The sequence below is a fragment of the Cellulomonas sp. Root137 genome, from assembly GCF_001426725.1.
In the GTDB taxonomy this organism is placed as follows: domain Bacteria; phylum Actinomycetota; class Actinomycetes; order Actinomycetales; family Cellulomonadaceae; genus Cellulomonas.
In genome coordinates this window covers 457,872-479,515 of the sequence record NZ_LMFG01000003.1, presented here as the reverse complement: position 1 = coordinate 479,515, position 21,644 = coordinate 457,872, and the positions used below count along the sequence as shown (strand labels likewise).

The window sequence follows — 21,644 nt, the reverse complement described above, 5'->3', positions numbered from 1 at the left end:
GGAGTCGCACGGTAGCGCCGACGGCGCTGACGCCACATGTCGTTCACCCGTGCGCCAGGCGCGCCGTCAGTGGGTGATGGAGATGCGGTCGTAGGCGCGCCGCAGGAACGGGGGTGCCCACCAGTTCGCCCGGCCGAGGAGCGTCATCGTCGCCGGCACGAGCAGCATCCGCACCAGGGTCGCGTCGATGAGCACGGCGACCGCCAGCGAGAAGCCGACCTCCTTGATCACCAGCAGCTCGCCCGCGACGAAGCCGGCGAACACGACGATGACGATCAGCGCGGCCGAGGTGATGATCCGGCCCGACCGCTGCAGGCCGAGGCGCACGGCGTCGTTGTTGGGCACGCCCTGGTCGACGAGCTCCTTGATCCGGGACAGCAGGAAGACCTCGTAGTCCATGGCCAGCCCGAACGCGAACGCGACCACCAGAGCCACGACGTAGGTCTCGATGCCCCCGGTCGGCGTGAAGTTCAGCAGGCCGGACAGGTGGCCGTCCTGGAACACCCACACGAGCACCCCGAGCGCAGCCGCCAGGGACAGCGCGTTGGTGAGGAGCGCCTTGACGGGAACCACGACGGAGCCGGTCATCAGGAAGAGCAGGACCAGCGTCGTGATCGCCACGATCCCGATCGCGATCGGGGCCCGCTCGACCACGGCGGCGGTGAAGTCGATCTGGGAGGCGGCCTGACCCGTGACCCAGGTGGGGAACGGCGCGTCGAGGTCGCGGACCTGGTGGACGACCTCCCGGGAGACGGCGTCACCGGGGTCGTCGGTGTCGGGCCGGACCCCGATCACCACGTAGGAGTCCACGGGCGACGGCGGGTCGACGGACGCGACGCCGTCGAGGTCCTCGAGGGTCGCGGCCCACGCGGTGGCCTCGTCGAGGGACGTCTGCGCGACGACGGTGATCGCCGGCGTGGAGGCCGCGGGGTAGTTGCGGGCGAGGTCGTCGACGAACTCGCGCTGGGTGCTGCCCGGGGGGAGAAGCTCGGTGGTCGAGTTGCGCAGCTCGATGTGGGCGAGCGGGAGGGCGAGGATCCCGAGCACCGCGAGCGACCCGAGGAGCACGAACCAGGGGTGCCGCTGCACCCGCGCCGCGAGCCGCGAGAAGAGCCCTTCCTCGGTCTGCACGTCGGCGGTGCGCGCCAGGATGCCGCGCAGCCCGGGGACGCGCGCCAGGATGCTCGGCCGGATCAGCCGGCGGCCGGCCAGCACGAGGAGTGCGGGCACGAGGGTCAGGGCGGTCGCAACAGCCACCACGATCACCGCGACGCCCGCCGCACCGAACGCCCGCAGGATCGGCGGCCGGAAGACGAGCAGACCCGCGATGGAGATGGCCACGATGAGCGCGGAGAAGGTCACCGTGCGGCCGGCGGTGGCCATGGTGCGCTCGATCGCGGTCAGCACGGCCCCGTCGCCGCGCCGTCGTCGGCTCCCGCGCCCGCCGTCGTCGTCGACCACGTGGTGCAGCTCCTCGCGGAACCGGGACACCATCAGCAGGCCCCAGTCGATCGAGAGGCCGAGGCCGAGCACGGTCACGATGTTGACCACGGACGAGTCGAGGTCGAGCAGGTAGGAGAAGCCGAGCAGCGCCGCGAGGCCGCCGGCGATGGAGGCGATCGCCCCCATCATCGGCATCGAGGCCGCGAGGAACCCGCCGAAGACGAGCACCATGATGAGGAGCGCGATCGGCAGGGCGATGGTCTCGCCGGTGCGCAGGTCGGTCTCCACCTGGTCCGTGATGGCCTCGACGATCAGGCTCGTGCCGCCGACGATCCCGGTCACGCCCGGCGCGGCGACCTCGAGGTCCGCGGGGACGTCCCGCAGGCGCTCCTCGACCTCGTCCAGGGCGGCCTGCTCCTCCTCCGGGGGCAGGTCCGGGGCGATCTCGACCACGACGAGGAACCCGTCGCCGTCCACGGCGAGCAGAGGGGCGGCGGCCGGGTTGGCGGCGCCGTCCGGGAGGCCCAGGGGGTCGATGACGGAGGCGACGCCCTCGATCGCCGCGAGCTCGGCGCGCGCCGGGGCGAGGGACGTGGCGACCTCGGGGTCCGTCGGGTCGACACCCTGGAGCACCAGCGTGAGCGAGGGGCCGCTCTCGTCGGACTCCTCGAGGATCTGACGCCCCTCGGCGCTCTCGGACCCGGGGACCGACGGAGCCCCGGTGCTCAGGCGGTCGAACAGGTTCTCGCCGTGCACGCCCAGGACGGCCAGGCCGTAGCCGAGCACGGCGAGGACCAGCCACGCGACGACGGTGAGGCGTGGATGGTGGGCGACAGCGCGACCTACTCGGGCGAACACGCCGGTCATCGTCGCAGGTGGAACGGCCGTCGCGCACACGGAGTCACCGGATCGGCGTGACGGCGTCTCTCGGACGTGGGTCCTCGTGCGTACCCTGCCCGCATGGACCTGTTCGATGCGGTGACGTCGACGGCCACCGGCCTGCCCGCCGTGGGTGCCGGCGCGCCGCTCGCCGTGCGCATGCGGCCGCGCGACCTGGGGGAGGTGGCCGGCCAGGAGCACCTGCTCGTCGGGGGCTCGCCGCTGCGCCGTCTGGTGGAGCCGGCCAACGAGGCCGCGCGCCGGGCCGCGCCGACCTCCGTCGTCCTGTGGGGGCCGCCCGGCACGGGCAAGACGACGCTCGCGTACCTCATCGCCGCCACGTCCGGCCGCCGGTTCGTGGAGCTGTCGGCCGTCACCGCCGGCGTCAAGGACGTGCGCGCCGTGATCGAGGACGCCCGTCGCCGGCTGGCCACGGACGGCACCGAGACCGTCCTGTTCATCGACGAGGTGCACCGGTTCACCAAGGCGCAGCAGGACGCCCTGCTGCCCAGCGTGGAGAACCGCTGGGTCACCCTGGTGGCCGCCACCACGGAGAACCCGTCGTTCTCGGTGAACTCGCCGCTGCTGTCGCGGTCCCTGCTGCTCACGCTGCAGCCGCTGGACACCGAGGACGTGCGCCGACTGGTGCGCCGCGCGGTCGACGACGAGCGGGGTCTGGACGGCTCGATCAGCCTGTCCGACGACGCGGAGGAGCACCTGCTGCGCCTGGCCGGGGGGGACGCGCGCAAGGCGCTGACCATCCTCGAGGCCGCCGCCGGGTCCGCCCTGTCCGAGGACGACGCCGTCCCGCCCGTCGCCGTGGACCTCGCGACGATGGAGCGGGCCATCGACGTCGCCGCGGTGCGCTACGACCGCGACGGCGACCAGCACTACGACGTCATCAGCGCCTTCATCAAGTCGATGCGCGGCTCCGACGTCGACGCCTCGCTGCACTACCTCGCGCGGATGATCGCCGCGGGGGAGGACCCCCGGTTCATCGCCCGCCGCATCGTGATCGCCGCGGCCGAGGACGTGGGTATGGCCGATCCGAGCGCGCTGCAGACGGCGGTCGCGGCCGCGCAGGCGGTGGCGCTGATCGGCATGCCCGAGGCGCGGATCATCCTGGCGGAAGCCGTGGTGCACCTGGCGACGGCCCCGAAGTCGAATGCCGCCTACACCGGCATCGACCGCGCCCTGGCCGACGTGCGTGCGGGTCGCATCGGCTCCGTGCCGTCCCACCTGCGCGACGCGCACTACCCAGGGGCGAAGCAGCTGGGGCACGGCACGTCCTACCTGTACGCGCACGACCAGCCGCACGCGGTGGCCGCCCAGCAGTACCTGCCCGACGAGCTGGTGGGCACGCGGTACTACGAGCCGAGCGACCGCGGCTACGAGCGTCAGGTGACCGAGAGGCTGGATCGCATCCGCGCGATCCTCGACGAGCAGGGCTGATTCGGGTTTCACCGCCGCCGCAGGGTAGAGTGTCACGGTCGTCCGCGGGACGGGTGTGCATCCACGCCCCCAGCTCGGACGGCCACCTGGGGCCTTAGCCAGCGTCGGAACAAGACACGACGCACCACACGGTCGGCCCCACGCCCGGCGGAGCTCTCCGACTTCGGGTGTGACGTCTACAACGACAGGAAGTAACTCTGTGAGCAGCGTGACCCGCTCGCGTCGCCAGGTGCGCCTTTCCCGCGCCCTCGGCCTCGCGCTGACGCCCAAGGCCGTCAAGCACTTCGAGAAGCGGCCGTACCCCCCCGGCGAGCACGGCCGTGCGCGTCGTCGCACCGAGTCGGACTACGCGGTCCGTCTCCGCGAGAAGCAGCGTCTGCGCGCCCAGTACGCGCTGCGCGAGAAGCAGATGGCTCGTGCGTACGAGGACGCCCGCAAGGCCCCGGGCCTGACCGGTGAGGCGCTCGTGGAGAACCTCGAGACGCGCCTGGACGCCCTCGTCCTGCGGTCGGGCTTCGCCCGCACCATCCTGCAGGCGCGCCAGGTCGTCGTGCACCGTCACATGCTCGTCGACGGCAAGATCGTGGACCGTCCCTCCTTCCGCGTGAAGCCGGGCCAGACGCTCCAGGTCAAGCCGAAGAGCCAGGCGACCGTGCCGTTCCAGGTCGCCGCCGCCGGTGCCCACCGCGACGTGCTCCCCACGGTGCCGGGCTACCTCGACGTGCAGCTGGAGAAGCTCAGCTCCGTCCTGGTCCGCGCCCCCAAGCGCGCGGAGATCCCCGTGACGTGCGAGGTCCAGCTGGTCGTCGAGTACTACGCCCGCTGATCCGATCTCCTCACGGACGCCCCGCCGCGCACCTGCGCAGCGGGGCGTCCGTGCGTTCAGGACAGGTAGGGTTTCGGCGGGGTCGACGACCCCAGGACCAGGAGGCTTGACATGTCGGTGGGTGACGTCGCGGGTCTGATCGCCGCGATCGCGTTCGTGCTGCTCGTGGGCTTCTTGGCGGTCCCGTTGATCAAGCTGGGACGCGTGCTGGACGAGACGCGGACCTCGGTCAAGGAGATCACCGACCACACCGTGCCCGTGCTCGACGAGACGGCCACGCTCGTGGCGTCCTCGAACACGCAGCTGGCGAACATCGACACGGTCACCACGGCGGCCGCGCAGGTCTCGGAGAACGTCTCGGCGCTGACCTCCCTCTTCGCCGCCACGGTCGGCTCACCCATGATCAAGGTCGCCGCCTTCTCGTACGGCGTGCGCCGGGCGCTGTCCGGTCTCGCGGCGAGCGCACGCCGGAGCCGATGATGGCCCGCCGCCTCACCTGGCTCGCGGTCGGGGTCGTCGTCACCGTCGTCGTCCTCCGCAAGGGGCGCGCGGTCGTCGAGACGTACCTGCCCGCCGGAACGACCGACGCCGTCGACGGGGTCCAGCGGGTCTCGCACGCGGTCGCCACCCTCAAGAGCGAGTTCCTCGCCGGGATGGCGGAGCGCGAGCAGCAGCTGCGGCACGACCTCGTGGGCGACGCCGACATCGACACCCTGCGGGCCGAGCGTCCGGAGCGCGTCGACAAGCTCCGTCGAGCCTGGGCCTCCCGCCGCGGCGACGACTGGGCCGGTCCCACCGAGGACCCGGACGACGACGACGGCTACACCTTCTTCTAGGCACCACCCCGATCACCACAGAACGACGACGAGGACACCGATGCGTACCGCCGAGATCCGCCAGCGCTGGCTCGACTACTTCGAGGGCAAGGGTCACGTCGTCGTCCCCTCGGCCTCGCTGATCTCGCCCGACCCGTCGACCCTGTTCGTCATCGCCGGCATGGTGCCGTTCATCCCGTACATGCTGGGGGAGCAGACCGCGCCGTGGCCGCGCGCCACCAGCGTGCAGAAGTGCGTGCGCACCCTCGACATCGAGGAGGTCGGCAAGACCACGCGGCACGGCACGTTCTTCCAGATGAACGGCAACTTCTCGTTCGGTGACTACTTCAAGGAAGGCGCGATCACCTACGCCTGGGAGCTGGTCACCGGGTCGCGCGAGTCCGGTGGGTTCGGCTTCGACCCCGACACCATCTGGGTGACCGTCTTCCACGACGACGACGAGGCGGCCGACCTGTGGAAGCAGATCGCCGGGCTGCCCGACGAGCGGATCCAGCGCCGCGGCTGGAAGGACAACTTCTGGTCCACCGGTGCGCGCGGACCGTCCGGTCCCTGCTCGGAGATCTACGTGGACCGCGGTCCGGAGTACGGCGCCGAGGGCGGCCCGGTCGTCGACGAGGACCGGTACCTCGAGATCTGGAACCTCGTCTTCATGCAGTACGAACGCGGTGACGGGGGCGGCAAGGAGAACTTCCCGATCCTGGGCGACCTCAAGCAGAAGAACATCGACACGGGCATGGGCCTCGAGCGCGTCGCGTACCTGCTCCAGGGTGTCGACAACCTGTACGAGATCGACGAGGTCTTCCCGGTCATCCAGGGCGCGCAGGAGCTGTCCGGCAAGCGGTACGGCGCGGTGCACGACGACGACGTCCGGATGCGCGTGGTCGCCGACCACGTGCGCAGCGCGCTCATGCTCATGGGCGACGGCGTGACGCCGTCCAACGAGGGCCGCGGCTACGTGCTGCGCCGCCTGCTGCGCCGCTCCATCCGGGCGATGCGGTTGCTCGGCGTCGAGGACCTCGCGCTGCCGTCGCTGCTGCCCCTGAGCAAGGACGCGATGAGCCCGTCCTACCCGGAGCTCGCGGCGAACTTCGAGAAGATCAGCCAGGTCGCGTACGCGGAGGAGGACACCTTCCGCCGCACGCTCGCGGCCGGGACCATGATCCTCGACACCGCGGTGCAGGCGGCCAAGTCGTCTCCCGCGCCGCTGCTCACGGGTTCGCAGGCGTTCCAGCTGCACGACACCTACGGCTTCCCGATCGACCTCACGCTCGAGATGGCGGCCGAGCAGGGCGTCTCCGTCGACGAGACCGCGTTCCGCACCCTGATGAAGGAGCAGCGGGACCGCGCACGTGCGGACGCGCTGGCCAAGCGCGCGGGCCGGGCCGACACGGCGGCCTACCAGGAGCTGCACAGCACGCTCAGCAGCGAGACCGCCAAGCCGGTGCAGTTCATCGGCTACACCGACGCGACCGCGCGCTCGCGCGTCGTCGGCCTCCTGGTGGACGGCGTCCCGGCGCCGGCCGCGACCGCGCCCGCGGACGTGGAGGTCGTGCTCGACGTGACCCCGTTCTACGCCGAGGCGGGCGGGCAGCTGGCGGACACGGGTGTCATCGTGCTCGACGGCGGTGCACGCATCGAGGTCGACGACGTCCAGGCGCCGGTCAAGGGGCTGTCCGTGCACCACGGACGGCTGGTGGACGGCACGGTGACGTTCGGCGAGTCCGGGACGGCGTCGATCGACATCCACCGCCGGCGCGCGATCGCGCGCGCCCACACGGCCACGCACCTGGTGCACAAGGCACTGCACGAGTCCATCGGGGAGAGCGCGACGCAGGCCGGCTCGCTCAACGCGCCGAGCCGGCTCCGGTTCGACTTCCGCTCGCCGTCCGCGACCTCGTCGCAGGTCGTCGCGGAGATCGAGGCGCGCGTCAACGAGCGACTGCAGGACGACCTCGAGGTCACCGACTCGGTCATGCGGATCGACGAGGCGCGGGGCCGGGGTGCGATGGCCCTGTTCGGCGAGAAGTACGGCAACGAGGTCCGTGTCGTCGACATCGGCGACGGCTGGTCGCTCGAGCTGTGCGCGGGCACGCACGTCAAGCGGTCCGGCGAGCTCGGCCTCGTCACCCTGCTGTCCGAGTCGGCGATCGGCTCCGGCGTGCGGCGTGTCGACGCGCTCGTCGGTGCGGGTGCGTACGGGTACCAGGCCAAGGAGCGTGCCCTCGTGGGTCAGCTCTCCGGGTTGCTCGGGGCGCGTCCCGACGAGCTCTCGGAGCGGGTGTCCGCGCTGCTCACCAAGCTCAAGGACTCCGAGAAGGAGCTCGCGGCGCTGCGCCAGGCGACGCTGCTCGCCCAGGCGGGCGCGCTGGCGTCCGGTGCGCAGACCGTGGGGGAGACCCGCGTGGTCACGCACGACGCCGGCGAGGTCGGTGGCGACGAGCTGCGCACCCTCGTGCTCGACGTCCGCTCGCGGCTCGGTGAGGCCTCGCCCGCGGTCGTCGCGATCGGTGGCGTGAGCAAGGGGCGCCCGGTCGTCGTCGTGGCGACCAACGCGGCCGCGCGCGAGCAGGGCGTGCGCGCCGGGGCCCTCGTCCGTACCGCGTCCGGGATCCTCGGCGGCGGCGGGGGCGGCAAGGACGACCTCGCCCAGGGTGGCGGCACGGATCCCGCGCGGCTGGCCGAGGCGCTGTCGGCCGTCGCGACGGCGGTGAGCGGCTGACGTGCCCGCCACCCCCGATCCCGACGCGACCGTCGTCCGCGGCGCCCGCCTCGCCGTCGACGTCGGCTCGGTCCGTGTCGGGCTCGCGAGCAGCGACCCCGACGGGCTGATCGCCACGCCGGTGGCCACGCTCGCGCGGGCGACCGCCACGAAGGGTCGGCTCCCGTCCGATCTCGCGCAGGTGGTGCTTGAGGTGCAGGAGCGGCGTGTGGGTGTTGTGTACGTGGGCCTTCCGATGCACTTGTCGGGTGCCGAAGGTTCCGCATCGCAGGCCGCGCGCGCGTACGCTGTCCAACTGGCGCAGGCCGTCGCACCCGTCGCGGTGCGTCTGGTCGACGAGCGGATGAGCACGGTGTCCGCCCATCACGCGCTGCATGCGTCCGGCCGATCCGGACGCAGCCACCGGCAGGTCGTCGACCAGGCGGCCGCGGTGGTGATCTTGCAGTCCGCGCTGGACGCGGAGCGTGCGTCGGGACGACGTCCCGGTGAGCGGGTCCCGGTCGACCCAGGACAGCACGTTCCAGTGGCGCGCGGGGGGGCTGCGGGCGACGCACGGACGACTGTGGAGTGACGCGCACGTGACCAACAGCCAGACCGACCGCTGGGCCCCTGGAGAACGGAGTGACGAGGTGAGCGATCTCTTCGGCGGCGACACCCGCGTCGCCCCTCCTGAGCACCGGTCGTCGCGATCCCGCGGTCGAGCCAAGGAGCAGCGCGAGCGCAAGCGACGCCGCCGCCGCTCGATCTGGGTCCTCGTCGTGGCCATCCTGATGGTGGTCGGCGCCGCCTATGTGGTCGTCGAGCTGATGGGTGGCCTGTTCCAGGGTCAAGGAGGCTCCGCCAGCGGGGTCGACGACTACAGCGGGGTCGGTCACGGCCGGGTGGAGATCGTCATCAAGCCCGGCGACACCGGCGCGGACATGGCGACGACGATGGTGGACGCAGGGGTCGTCGCCACCGCCAAGGCCTTCAACGACGCCTTCGCGGCGAACCCGCAGGCCAGCTCGATCCAGCCGGGCACCTACTCGATGCTCCTGGAGATGAAGGCGTCGGACGCCGTCACCGCGCTCCTCAACCCGTCGAGCCGGGTCTCGTTCAAGGTCACGATCCCCGAGGGGCTCACCAAGAACCAGATCGCGACGAAGCTCAGCGAGAAGATGGCCGTCCCCGTCGAGGACGTCCAGGCAGCGATCGCGGACCCCGCCGCCATCGGGCTCCCGGCCGAGGCCAACGGCAACGCCGAAGGCTGGCTGTTCCCGGCCACCTACGACATCCAGCCGGACGCGACGCCGGCGAGCGTCCTGGCCCAGATGACCGCGCAGACGGTCGCCGTGCTGACGCAGAAGGGTGTCCCGCAGGACCAGTGGGAGACCGTGCTCAACAAGGCGTCGCTGGTCGAGCGCGAGGCGAAGCTCCCCGAGGACCGGCCCAAGGTGGCGCGCGCCATCGAGAACCGGCTCGCCAAGGAGATGGTGCTGCAGATCGACGCGACCGTCGCCTACGGGCTGGGCATCTCGGGCATGGACCTGACCACGGAGATGACGAAGGACGACTCCAACGCCTACAACACCTACACCCACCTCGGGTTGCCGCCGACGCCGATCGCCTCGCCGGGTGCGGTGTCGATCGACGCGGTCCTCAACCCCGAACCGGGTGACTGGCTGTTCTGGGTGGCCGTCAACCTCGACACCGGGGAGACCCGCTTCGCCGTCACCAACGACGAGCACAACGCGAACAAGGCACTCCTTCGTCAGTGGCAGGCGGAGAACGACGGATAGCTCGGCACGGGTACTCGCTGCCGCAGCAGCGCCGACCCGGTAGCAGGACGACGAGTCATCGACACAGTGACAGGCGTAGTCAACACATTGACTGGCCTGGGCCCCCACCGATACGCTTCAGGCGCCGCAAATGCACCTTTTGTGCGGTATGCCATGAATGACGAATTCAAAGGGGAATTGAATGCGCAAGCTGTTCTCGGCTGTGTCGGTGCTGGCTGTCGCGGGTGTCCTGTCGGTCGGAGCCTTGGCTCCGGCGAATGCCGCGGTGAGCGCGAGCCCGGCGAAGTCCGCGGTCGTCGCGGCACCGGAGGCGCCGTCGCAATGCACGGGAACGGTGGTGCGCTACGGCTCGCGAGGGGACTGCGTCAGGATCCTGCAGATCTCGCTCAACATGGTCTACCAGTACGGGATCGCACAGGACGGCATCTTCGGGTGGGGGACCCACGCGGCCGTGCGCAACTACCAGAGCAGGCGTGGCCTCGTCGTCGACGGGATCGTCGGTGCCGCGACCTGGGGCGACATCGTCTTCTGCACGTCCCGCTACCAGAACGGTGCCCCCGGCTGCCCGTGACGTACGCGTGCCGGGTCCTGCCCCGGCACGAAACCTTCGGTGGACCCCTCTGACGGTGACGTAGGGTTCCTGCGGGCAACAGCAGCGCACGAAGCGACCGACCGCGTCCAGGACGTCGACGCGGTCGGTCGCTCGTCGAGCAGAGTCGGCCGGCGGGCTCGGCTCATCCTCGGCGATGACGCACGTGTGAGCTCCTGCTCGATCAACGTCCACGGAGGGGAGCTCCGATGCACAGCACCGACTCAGGGACACGAGGTCCGCGGCACCGCGCGGCTGTCCTCGGCCACCCCGTCGCACACTCGCTGTCACCGGCGCTGCACCGTGCCGCGTACGCAGCGCTCGGCCTCACCGACTGGCGCTACGACGCCGTCGACGTCACCGAGGCCGAGCTCGAGGCGTTCGTGCGCGGGTTGGACGACTCCTGGGCGGGACTCAGCCTCACCATGCCGCTCAAGCAGACCGTCATCCCGCTGCTCGACCACGTCGAGCCGCTCGCCGAGGTGGTCGGTGCGGTCAACACGGTGCTGTTCCAGGGGCGCACGCTCGTCGGCGCCAACACCGACGTGCACGGGATAGTCGCCGCCCTGGGCCTGGATGCTCCGGTCGGTACCGCGGCCGTTCTCGGCGCCGGCGCCACCGCGTCCTCCGCGCTGGCCGCACTCGCGCAGCTCGGCTGCACCTCCCCGGTGGTCTACGTGCGCGCCGTCGCACGCGCCGGTGGCCTCATGCGGGCCGCGCACCGGATGGGGGTCTCGCCGGTGTACCGCACGCTGGACCACGCCGCCGCCGAGATCGGGCAGGCGGACGTCGTCGTCTCGACCCTCCCGCCGCACGCCGCCGACCCGCTGGCGGGCCGGCTCGAGCACGCCTCGGGCACGCTCCTGGACGTCGCGTACGACCCGCGACCGACCGCGCTGTCCGTCGCCTGGGCGGCTGCCGGGGGAGTGGTGGTGGGTGGTGAGCAGATGCTGCTGCACCAGGCCGCCGAGCAGGTCCGGCTGATGACCGGGCACCCCGCACCCCTGGCTGCGATGTCCGCCGCGCTCGAGGACAAACTCGCCGGCTGACTTCCTCAGGCACGTCGACCTCCCTGCCGATGTCTACGAAGACATCCGCGCGGCCAGCACCCGGCCGCCAGTTCGACCGGAGGGACGCGCGTGAAGCAGCTCGGGGAGATCCTGCTCGACGACGGCCTCGTCACGGAGGCGCAGCTGCTGGCCGCGCTCGACGAGACGCTGGCCCGGGGCACGACGTTGGGACGCACGCTGGTCGAGCTCGGGGTCCTCACGGAGTCGCAGCTGGTCAAGGCGCTCGCCAACCAGGTCGGCATGGACTTCGTCGACCTGGACGACTACCCGGTCGACCGCATCGCCGTGAGCCTGGTCCCCGGCGCGTTGTGCCGCCGCTACTCGGTGCTGCCGGTTGCGCTGGAGGGCGGGTCGATCGTGCTCGCGACCTCCGACCCCGGCAACGTCATGGCCGTCGACGACGTGCGCTCCGTCTCGGGCATGTCCGTCATCCCCGTTATCGCCACGCACGACAACCTGCTGCGCGCGATCGACCGGTTCTGTCGTGCCGACGACGAGATGGAAGACCTGTCGCAGGCGTTCGAGGACGCCGACGCCGAGGCCGAGGCCGACCTCTCCAAGATGGCGGAGATCGGCAACGAGGACGCGCCGATCGTGCGGTTCGTCAACCTTCTGGTGACGCAGGCGATCACCGACCGGGCCTCGGACATCCACATCGAGCCGTCCGAGCACGACCTGCGGGTCCGCTACCGGATCGACGGCGTGCTGCACGAGACCCAGCGGGCGCCCAAGCAGATCACCGGCGGTGTCATCAGCCGCGTGAAGATCATGAGCGACATCGACATCGCGGAGCGCCGCAAGCCCCAGGACGGGCGCATGTCGGTGGTGCACAACGGCCGCAAGATCGACCTCCGGGTGGCCACGCTGCCGACCGTGTGGGGCGAGAAGGTCGTCATGCGAATCCTCGACAACTCCACCGCGAGCCTCGACCTGCGTGACCTGTCGTTCCTCGAGTCGAACTACGAGGTGTACCGCGAGTCGTACACCAAGCCGTACGGGATGATCCTCGTCACCGGGCCGACCGGTTCGGGCAAGTCGACGACGCTCTACGCGACGCTCAACGCGGTGTCGAAGCCGGAGATCAACGTCATCACCGTCGAGGACCCGGTCGAGTACCGCCTCGCCGGCATCAACCAGGTCCAGGTGAACCCGAAGGCGGGGCTGACGTTCGCCGGGGCGCTCCGGTCGATCCTGCGCTCCGACCCCGACGTCGTCCTCCTGGGTGAGATCCGCGACCACGAGACCGCGCAGATCGCCATCGAGGCGGCCCTCACCGGTCACCTCGTGCTCTCGACGCTGCACACCAACGACGCGCCGTCCGCCATCACCCGTCTGACGGAGATGGGGATCGAGCCGTTCCTCGTCGGCTCGGCGCTGGACGCCGTCGTGGCCCAGCGGCTCGCGCGCAAGCTCTGCAACAAGTGCAAGGAGCCGTACACGCCGACCCCCCAGGAGCTCCTGGCGGCCCGGTTCCCGTGGGTCGACGGCGAGCCGCTGCCGGAGCTCATGCGCCGGGTCGGCTGCGCCACGTGCTCCAAGACCGGGTACCGGGGCCGGCTCGCCCTGCACGAGGTCATGCGCGTGACCGAGGAGATCGAGCGCCACGCCGTCGCGCACTCGTCGTCCGCCGACATCGCCGCGACCGCCGTGAAGCAGGGCATGATCCCGCTCCGCGACGACGGCTGGCACAAGGTCGCGCTCGGTCAGACCTCCATCGAGGAGATCCTTCGCGTCGTCGTCACGTAGTAGCGACGCGTGCTGATGCCTCAAGTCGGGCATCTGCACCGCCGATGAACGGTCCAGAACGAAGGCCTGGTACCGGCACGTCCGTGCCGGTCCATCCGGGCGACCACGTGGAGGGAATGACGTGAGCGAGAACTATCAGGCACCCGCGGGGGAGCCCTCGCGGCCGTTGCCGCCCTACCGACCCGTCGGACCGCAGGCGGGGGCGCCGGCGATGTTCTCGCCGATCCCGTCGCAGAGCACGGCGCCGTCGGCGCCGCCCAGCCCGCCGCCGTACCAGCCGCAGGCTCCGGTCGCGCCCGGTGCGGCGTACCAGCCCGGCCCGTCCGGTCCGCCGGCCTACACGACGCCGCCTGCTCCGCCGGCGACGTCGTTCACGCCGCAGGTGCCGACGACCTCCGCGATGGGCGCCACCCGGGTCTTCATGCCTGCCCCGGCCCCGGCGGTCGGCGCCCCCGGACACGTCCCGGCTCCCCAGCCGGCGGCTGAGACGGCAGCTCGGCCCGCTCCCGCTGCCCCTGCCCCCGCCCGCGACCGAGGTCAGCGTCGCGGTATGGGTCAGGAGCAGAAGGAGGGCGACCTCCCGATCGACGAGATCCTCACCGAGATGGTCCGGCTCGGCGCGTCCGACGTGCACCTGACCACGGGCACGACGCCGATGGTCCGCATCAACGGCTCGCTCAAGGCGCTCGACGGTTTCGGCCAGGTCATGCCCGAGGGCCTGCGCCGCACGCTCTACGCGTTCCTGACGCAGAAGCAGCGGGAGAAGTTCGAGACCAACCTCGAGCTCGACCTGTCCTACTCCGTGCGCGGCCTCGCGCGCTTCCGCGTGAACATCTACCAGCAGCGCGAGTCGATCGGCGCCGCCTTCCGGGTGATCCCCTACGAGATCAAGCCGCTCGAGGCGCTCGGGATCCCCGCGGTCGTCGGCACGTTCGCGGGTCTCCCGCGCGGGCTCGTGCTGGTCACCGGTCCGACCGGCTCCGGCAAGTCCACGACGCTCGCCTCGATCGTCGACCTCGCCAACCGGACGCGCGAGGACCACATCATGACGGTCGAGGACCCGATCGAGTTCCTCCACCGCCACAAGAAGTGCGTCGTGAACCAGCGCGAGGTCGGCCAGGACACCCACTCCTTCGCCAACGCGCTCAAGCACGTGCTCCGGCAGGACCCCGACATCATCCTGGTCGGCGAGATGCGTGACCTCGAGACGATCTCGGTGGCTCTGACCGCCGCCGAGACCGGTCACCTGGTCTTCGCCACGCTGCACACCCAGGACGCGGCGCAGACCATCGACCGCGTCATCGACGTGTTCCCCGCGCACCAGCAGTCCCAGGTCCGCACCCAGCTGGCCGGCGCCATCCAGGGCGTCGTCTGCCAGACCCTGGCCAAGCGTTCCGACTCGCCCGGCCGTGCCGTGGCCACCGAGGTGCTCGTCGCCACCCCCGCCATCCGCAACCTCATCCGCGAGGGCAAGACGCACCAGATCTACTCGGCGATGCAGGCCGGTGCCAAGCAGGGCATGCACACCATGGACCAGCACCTCTCCGAGCTGGTGAAGACCGGCAAGATCACCTACGAGACCGGTCTGGAGAAGTGCCATCACGTGGAGGACTTCAACCGTCTGACCGGCCGTTTCTCGGGCGGGTCGCAGGGCGCCGCCGGTCTGGGTGACCAGGCGAGCATGGGTGGCGCCGCCTTCGGAAGCCAGGCCGTCTGATGGCCGGCGGGGCGAAGACGTTCGAGTACGCCGTCCGCGACAAGGGCGGCAAGATCGTCAAGGGTCGCGTCGAGGCGGCCAACCAGGCGGCGGTGGCCAACCGGCTCCGCGAGATGGGCCTCGCGGCGGTCTCGATCTCCGAGGTCAACACCGCAGGGCTGAACGCCGAGATCAACATCCCGGGCTTCGGCGGCAACAAGATCTCGCTCAAGGACCTGGCGATCATGTCGCGCCAGCTGGCCACGATGATCGACTCGGGCCTGTCGCTGCTGCGCGCCCTGTCCATCCTGGCCGACCAGACCGAGTCGAAGCCGCTCGCCAAGGTCGTGGCGCAGGTGCGCAACGACGTCGAGGTGGGCACCGCCTTCTCGACGGCGCTGAACAAGCACGCCGACGTCTTCCCGCCGCTGATGATCAACATGGTCAAGGCCGGCGAGGTGGGCGGGTTCCTCGACCAGACCCTGGTGTCGGTCGCGAACAACTTCGAGTCCGAGGTCAAGCTCCGCGGGAAGATCAAGTCCGCGATGACGTACCCGGTCGTCGTGTTCGTCATCGCGATCCTGGCCACCGTGGGAATGCTGCTCTTCATCGTCCCGGTCTTCGCGGGGATGTTCGAGTCGCTCGGCGGAAAGCTGCCTCTGCCCACGCAGATCCTCATGTGGATGTCGCAGGCGCTGAAGATCACGATCATCCCGCTCATCGTCGTCCTGGTCGCTTTCTCGGTCTGGTGGGGAAAGCACAAGAACGACCGCGGAATCCGGGAGCGCGTCGACCCCTGGAAGCTGAAGCTGCCCGTTTTCGGGCAGTTGTTCCGAAAGATTGCGGTCTCCCGCTTCACCCGCAACTTCGGCACGATGATCCACGCCGGCGTCCCGCTTCTGCAGGCGCTCGACATCGTCGGTGAGACGAGCGGCAACCTCGTGATCGAACGCGCCGCCAAGGCGGTGCAGGAGTCCGTGCGACGCGGAGAGTCCCTGGCAGGGCCGTTGTCCCAGCACCCGGTGTTCCCGCCGATGGTCGTGCAGATGATGGCCGTCGGTGAGGACACCGGTGCGCTGGACACGATGCTCGCCAAGGTCGCCGACTTCTACGACGACGAGGTCGAGTCCACCACCGAGCAGCTCACGAGCCTCATCGAGCCCCTCATGATCGTCGTCATCGGCGCGATCGTCGGCTCCATGGTCATTGCCATGTACATGCCGATCTTCGGCGTGTTCGCGCTCATCGAGTGAGCGGCCCCCGGGGTATTGCTCCGGGAGAGTGAATCCGCAGCGTGCTGCGCATTCTGCTCAAGGTGCGGGCGGCCCGGGACGATGCATGGGCTGTAGGACCGAACCGGCTCTGCCGGACTGAATGAGACACAGACCATCCGCACTGACTTCATGGGGAGCTCAACATGATCGCTCGTATCCGCAAGTCCATGGAGGAGAAGGACAAGGGCTTCACCCTTATCGAGCTCCTCGTCGTCATGATCATCATCGGCATCCTCGCGGCCATCGCGATCCCGGTGTTCCTGAACCAGCGCAAGAAGGCCGTCGACACGGCCGCCAAGGCGGACGTCTCCACCATCGGCAAGGAGATCGCCACGCACTACGTCGACGGCGACCCGGCCGTGGCGGTCACGGTCGGCGGCGGCGACGGCTCCGAGTACACGCTGAACAGCGAGGGCATCGGCGCCTCGAGCGACAAGCTGGGCGTCCCGGTCGTGTCGTTCACCGGCACCGACCTGTCGACCACCTGGTGCGTCGAGCTCCCGATCGACGCGGACGCCGGCACGCTCACCGAGGTGTCGTACTCCGCTGCCGAGGGTCTGCAGCTCGCCGGCTGCTGATCGAAGCACTTGATGCCCCGGTGGGCGACGCGAGCAGCGCTCTCGTTGCCCACCGGGGCTTCTTCGGTCGTCGTACCACCGATTCGTCCGGGTCATCCGCACCCGTCCCCCGCCCGCTGACAGGCAGAGGTGTACACCGTGGTTCGTAGCCCGCACGGCGCCCGAGGCGCCGACCAGGGGTTCTCCCTCATCGAGCTCGTCGTCGCGATGGTCGTGCTCGGCACCATGGCCATGGCGGTCATCGGCGTGATCATGAGCTCGCAGGCGCAGGGCGTGACGAACCGCAGCCGCATCGCCGCGGCGAACCTGGCCGCCCGCGAGATCGACCTGGTGCGCGAGGAGTTCGGCGCCAGCAAGACGGGGCCGGTCAACCTGGCGAACGCCGGCTACGTCGTGAACCCCCACCCCCTGTCGGGCGGCACCGCGGGCCAGCCGCTCCTCATCGACGGCCGTGAGTACACGGTCACCCGCACCGCCCAGTGGAACATCGCCGGTACCGGAGCCTCCGCCTGTGAGGGAGGGTCGCTCGTCGCGTACCCGACCCTGGGCGTGACGGTCTCGGTCACCTGGCCGAACATGGGCTCGGTGCAGCCCGTGGTGAGCACCGCCTCGCTCGCTCCGGACAAGAACACCGGCATCCCCACCACCGACTCGTTCATCGCCGCCAAGGTCCTCGACCAGAACGCCGACCCGCTGGTCGGCATCCCGGTCTCCGCGACCGGCGCCGCGACGACCATGGGCTACACCGACGCGTCCGGCTGTGCCGTGATCCGGGTCAGCCCGGCGATCGCGGGCACGGCCTACACCATCGCGGTGGCCGACAGCTCCTACGTCGACCTGTCCGGCACCGCGAACCCGAGCAAGAACTCGGGCGTCATCCTCCAGGGTCAGATCTACGCCGGCGCCAGCTTCACCGTGGCCCAGGGCGGCACCGTCACGATCAAGATCGTGCGGTCCGACGGGCAGCCGCTGAGCGACGCCCAGGCGGCCGGCTCGGTCGTGACCCTCGTCGCGTCGCAGTACTCCGGCGCCTCGGGGGAGACCCAGCGCACGGCAGCCGGCGTGCTCACCACCATCCCCAACCTGTGGCCCACCGGGTACGGCGGGTACTTCGGCAGCGTGGCGCCCACCGGCGGCTACGCCATGCAGGACCTGCCGCCGGGCGGGAACATCACGATCGAGGTGCCCCTCGAGATGGCCTCCGTCCTCGTCACCGGGCTCCCGTCCGGCACGACGAACGTTCTCGCCGTCCCCACCGGCACCGTCCCCACCACGTGCGGGACCGGGACCTCCGAACCGGTCTCCGGCGCGGGTGCCACCTTCCTGCTCATGCCCGCGGCCTACGACTTCTACGCGGTCGGCAGCATGTTCGCCTGCTCGCCGGGCCCGGTGAACGTCGCGCTCGGGAGCGGTGACAACGAGGACATCGTCTGGGCTACCACGACGATCCGCATCCAGGGCCTCGCGGCCGGGACGGTCTGGATCGCGGAGAAGCAGAAGTCCGGGCTCACCTCGCTGACGACCTGCCCGACCACCGTCGGGGCGATCGCGATCAACATCGACGGTGCGCGTACGGCGCCCGTGGCGATCCCGGCGGGCAGCTGGTACGTGTGGCAGACGAACGGCGCCTGGAACGGGACCTGCACCAGCTACCCGGACCTGATCAGCGCGTTCTCGGCGCCCTACGGCACGGCCACCTCCAAGACCTGGGGAGTGACCCCGCCGCCGACTCTGTACGCCGCGATCACGATGACCAACATCACGTCGCAGCGGTACCTCGTGCTCAGCACGGCGACCACGAACGGCTCCTGCACCGCGACCAACGTGCCGACGACGGGGACCAAGTACACGTCGACGACGAGGACCTCGTCGAACGGCCAGAACCTCACCGTCAACAACGTCCCGCGGCCGACGACCGGGACCAGGACGTACTACGCCTACCTCTGGAACAACAACGGTTCGAACGGGAGCATCGGGTGCACGGCGGTGGGGACCTACATCGTCGGCCCTGGGACCGCGACCCTGACGAAGCCGTCCGGCACGACGTCGGTCGGGCCGTGATCGCCCACCTGCGCCGGGCGATCCCGGCACGACGCGACGACCGGGGCACCTCGCTGACCGAGATGCTCATCTCGATGACGATCTTCTCGGTCCTGCTCGCCGCGGTCGGGACCCTCACGATCGGCTTCATGCGGACCAACGCCCAGTCGATCTCCCGGCAGGACCAGGTCGACTCGGCGCGTGTGGTCGTCGCGACGATGACCAAGACGCTGCGCACGGCGGTCATGCCCAGCCAGCTGACCACCACGTGCACGCTCTGCACGCAGGACGCCTTCGTCCTCGGCCGGGACTTCGCCGTCCAGTTCTACGCGAACGTCAACAACCCGGGGAACACCGTCGGTCCGAGCCGCGTCACCTACACGCTGACGACGTCGGGTGTCGGGGCGGGCACGCTCGTCGAGAAGGTGCAGGTGCCGGACTCGAACGTGCCGGCGGCGACCGGGTACGTGTACTGCGACGCCGAGGCGTCCGGCGCGCCCGCTGCCTGCCGCAACCGGCTCAAGTCGCGCACGCTCGCCACCGGGGTCCAGTCGGACACCGGCGCGATCTTCGCCTACTACGACAGGACGGGCGCCCGGCTCACCCCCCCGACCAACGGCACGCTGACGGCGGACGAGCTCAAGCGGGTGCTCGCCGTGGAGCTCGTCGTGTCCGTGCAGTCGCAGAACGCGACGAAGGTCGACCCCACGACGTACATCCAGCGGGTGACGCTGCCGAACGCGCAGGCCGTCCTCCGCCAGGACGAGGAGGACTGATGACCAGGTTCCGACGTACGCGGAGCGCCGGGGAGGACGATGCCGGTATCGCTCTGCTCATCGTGATCGGGTCCATGCTCGTCCTGGCGATGCTTGCGCTCACCGCCCTGGCCTTCACCGTCTCGAGCCAGAAGTTCGCGCGCTACGACCAGGACTACTCGAGCACCATGTCGGCGGCGCAGTCCGGCATCGACGACTACATCTCGCGACTGAACCGCGACGACGGGTACTTCCAGGCCGTCGACTGCACCAACGTCGCCCTGCGGGGCCCGTCCGTGCCCGGCAACATCTGTGGCTGGGGCGCAGGCACGGCCGTCGGCTGGCTGCCGGTGTCTCCGGGGGAGACCGGGGACAAGGACGCCTTCTTCCACTACTCGGTCGACTCCACGCGGGCGCTGACCGAGGGCACGATCACGGTGCGGTCCACCGGACGCGTCAACGGCGAGTACCGCACCGTCGAGGCGGCCGTGGGCAAGGGCGGGTCGACCGACTACGTCTACTACACCGACTTCGAGTCGGCGGACCCGTCGAACGTGCAGTCGTACACGGCCTCGAAGATCGCCTCGCTGACCACCACCCAGAAGGCCGCCTGTGGCCTCGGCGGGTACGACGCCGCCCTGTACTGGTGGGAAGGGCGCGAGGGCAAGAGCTGCAACGAGATCCAGTTCGCCCCCGGTGACGTGCTCGAGGGCAGCGTGTTCACCAACGACTCGGCGCTGGCCAACGGTCCGACGTTCACCGACGGGTTCATGTCGGCGAACCCGGAGTGCAAGAACGTCACGGCGTCGACCTCGACCTGGAAGTGGTGCCTGCGCAAGACCGGCGGCACCTACAGCACCGCGAACTTCAACAACGTCCGCCCGCAGTACTCCACGGCGCTCTACCTCGACGACACCTCGGCGGCGTTCACCAGCTACCCGGGCTGCCACTACTACGGCTCGACGCGGATCATCTTCGAGGCCGCGGGGACGATGCGGGTCTGGAACAAGGTGGTCAACGGTGGCGGCGTGCCCACGGCCATCGCGCCCCCGGGCGGGACGCAGCCCTCCTGCGGCTCCACCACGGAGCTGAACTCGGCGGCCGGCGCATCGGTGGCCGTCCCGGACAACATGGTCATCCAGGTCTCGCCCGAGAACAGCGGTGTCACGCACGCCCGCTGCGACGCCGGGCAGATCGGTGGTCCCGGGACGTCGACGCTGCCGCTCGGCACCTACACGAAGGCGATGGCCGCGGCCAAGCCGCCGCTGGGGAGCTCGACCTACACGTTCGACCTGACCATGAAGGAAGCGACGAAGTACTGCCAGGAGGGCAACCTCTACGTGCAGGGCACCGTCAAGGGTCGCGTCACGCTCGCCGCGTCGCAGTCCGTGGTCCTCACCGGCGACATCATGCTGGCCGGCGGCCTCAGCGGCGCCGACATGGTCGGCCTCGTCGCCACGAACTCGGTCGAGGTGTTCCACCCGTGGATGACCAGGGTCAGCGCCCTGGGCGGCACGGCGTGCCCGGGTGGCTCCGCCTGCAAGTGGGACAACGAGCCGGGCACCGAGATCGGGGCAGTCGCGGGCTGGCCCGTCGACATCACGCCGCCGGCGGGGATGACTGCGTTCACCGGGATCGAGATCATGGGCTCGATCCAGACCCTGCAGCACTCGTTCTACGTCCAGCGCTACGACAAGGGCACCGGCGAGGGCCAGCTGCGGGTGGACGGTTCGATCGCCCAGCGCTGGCGCGGCATCGTCGGTACGGGCAACGGCGACACCGGGTACCTGAAGAAGTACGTGTACGACACCCGGCTCAAGTACAGCGCCCCGCCGTACTTCCCCCGGTGGGTCAACGCGCAGTGGTCGCAGCGCTACTTCGGCGAGAGCAACACGCCTCCCGAGCTCAAGTCCTGACGACGACGCGGCCGTCGTACCCGAGCGGGTACGGCGGCCGCGGCGGT

Annotated in this window: 17 protein-coding genes; 16 read left to right on the top strand and 1 reads right to left on the bottom strand. The window is 70.3% G+C overall.

The genetic code is table 11. The features are described from left to right. Positions 1-66: 66 nt before the first annotated feature. Positions 67-2,310, bottom strand: a complete 2,244-nt coding sequence (locus ASD18_RS17300) for an MMPL family transporter (RefSeq protein WP_056095030.1) — start codon at positions 2,308-2,310, stop codon at positions 67-69. A 93-nt stretch (positions 2,311-2,403) separates the two neighbouring features. On the opposite strand from ASD18_RS17300, the gene ASD18_RS17295 reads away from it, so the two are divergent. The 16 genes from ASD18_RS17295 (at position 2,404) to ASD18_RS17220 (ending at position 21,597) form a co-directional block, all read left to right on the top strand. Beyond that, positions 2,404-3,774 carry a replication-associated recombination protein A gene (locus ASD18_RS17295; protein WP_056095027.1) on the top strand — a complete coding sequence of 457 codons (1,371 nt, stop codon included), beginning with the start codon at positions 2,404-2,406 and terminating at the stop codon, positions 3,772-3,774. A gap of 199 nt (positions 3,775-3,973) precedes the next feature. After that, on the top strand, positions 3,974-4,600 hold the full coding sequence (gene rpsD / locus ASD18_RS17290; RefSeq protein WP_056095024.1) for a 30S ribosomal protein S4: 627 nt from the start codon (positions 3,974-3,976) through the stop codon (positions 4,598-4,600). 111 nt (positions 4,601-4,711) lie between these two features. Further along, positions 4,712-5,080 carry a DUF948 domain-containing protein gene (locus ASD18_RS17285; protein ID WP_056095021.1) on the top strand — a complete coding sequence of 123 codons (369 nt, stop codon included), beginning with the start codon at positions 4,712-4,714 and terminating at the stop codon, positions 5,078-5,080. After that, complete coding sequence (locus ASD18_RS17280) at positions 5,080-5,436, top strand: hypothetical protein (protein ID WP_056095018.1); 357 nt, start codon at positions 5,080-5,082, stop codon at positions 5,434-5,436. The genes ASD18_RS17285 and ASD18_RS17280 overlap by 1 nt, the downstream gene beginning before the upstream one ends. Positions 5,437-5,476: 40 nt before the next feature. Beyond that, on the top strand, positions 5,477-8,155 hold the full coding sequence (alaS, locus tag ASD18_RS17275) for an alanine--tRNA ligase (RefSeq protein ID WP_056095015.1): 2,679 nt from the start codon (positions 5,477-5,479) through the stop codon (positions 8,153-8,155). A 1-nt stretch (position 8,156) separates the two neighbouring features. Beyond that, a complete protein-coding gene (gene ruvX, locus ASD18_RS17270; RefSeq protein WP_056095013.1) occupies positions 8,157-8,726 on the top strand; it encodes a Holliday junction resolvase RuvX in 570 nt (189 codons plus the stop codon). A 58-nt stretch (positions 8,727-8,784) separates the two neighbouring features. Continuing rightward, positions 8,785-9,933, top strand: coding sequence for an endolytic transglycosylase MltG (gene mltG, locus ASD18_RS17265; protein WP_056095010.1), 1,149 nt, complete (start codon positions 8,785-8,787; stop codon positions 9,931-9,933). Between the two features lie 181 nt (positions 9,934-10,114). Further along, a complete protein-coding gene (locus tag ASD18_RS17260) occupies positions 10,115-10,504 on the top strand; it encodes a peptidoglycan-binding domain-containing protein (RefSeq protein WP_056095007.1) in 390 nt (129 codons plus the stop codon). A 227-nt stretch (positions 10,505-10,731) separates the two neighbouring features. Next, complete coding sequence (locus ASD18_RS17255) at positions 10,732-11,571, top strand: shikimate dehydrogenase (RefSeq protein WP_056095004.1); 840 nt, start codon at positions 10,732-10,734, stop codon at positions 11,569-11,571. A 90-nt stretch (positions 11,572-11,661) separates the two neighbouring features. Next, a complete protein-coding gene (locus tag ASD18_RS17250) occupies positions 11,662-13,338 on the top strand; it encodes a GspE/PulE family protein (protein WP_056095001.1) in 1,677 nt (558 codons plus the stop codon). Between the two features lie 121 nt (positions 13,339-13,459). Beyond that, entirely contained in the window at positions 13,460-15,055 is a 1,596-nt protein-coding gene (locus ASD18_RS17245) for a type IV pilus twitching motility protein PilT (RefSeq protein ID WP_082574172.1), read from the top strand. Then, positions 15,055-16,287 carry a type II secretion system F family protein gene (locus ASD18_RS17240; protein WP_056094994.1) on the top strand — a complete coding sequence of 411 codons (1,233 nt, stop codon included), beginning with the start codon at positions 15,055-15,057 and terminating at the stop codon, positions 16,285-16,287. The genes ASD18_RS17245 and ASD18_RS17240 overlap by 1 nt, the downstream gene beginning before the upstream one ends. 164 nt (positions 16,288-16,451) lie before the next feature. Beyond that, entirely contained in the window at positions 16,452-16,886 is a 435-nt protein-coding gene (locus ASD18_RS21790; RefSeq protein ID WP_056094991.1) for a type II secretion system protein, read from the top strand. A gap of 138 nt (positions 16,887-17,024) precedes the next feature. Then, positions 17,025-18,947, top strand: a complete 1,923-nt coding sequence (locus tag ASD18_RS20825; protein WP_162251760.1) for a type II secretion system protein — start codon at positions 17,025-17,027, stop codon at positions 18,945-18,947. Beyond that, the gene (locus ASD18_RS17225) at positions 18,944-19,702 is read left to right on the top strand and encodes a type II secretion system protein J (protein ID WP_235522445.1); all 759 of its coding nucleotides are present in this window, start codon (positions 18,944-18,946) and stop codon (positions 19,700-19,702) included. The genes ASD18_RS20825 and ASD18_RS17225 overlap by 4 nt, the downstream gene beginning before the upstream one ends. Continuing rightward, a complete protein-coding gene (locus ASD18_RS17220) occupies positions 19,702-21,597 on the top strand; it encodes a hypothetical protein (RefSeq protein ID WP_056094988.1) in 1,896 nt (631 codons plus the stop codon). Before ASD18_RS17225 ends, ASD18_RS17220 begins: the two co-directional genes overlap by 1 nt. Positions 21,598-21,644: the final 47 nt, after the last annotated feature.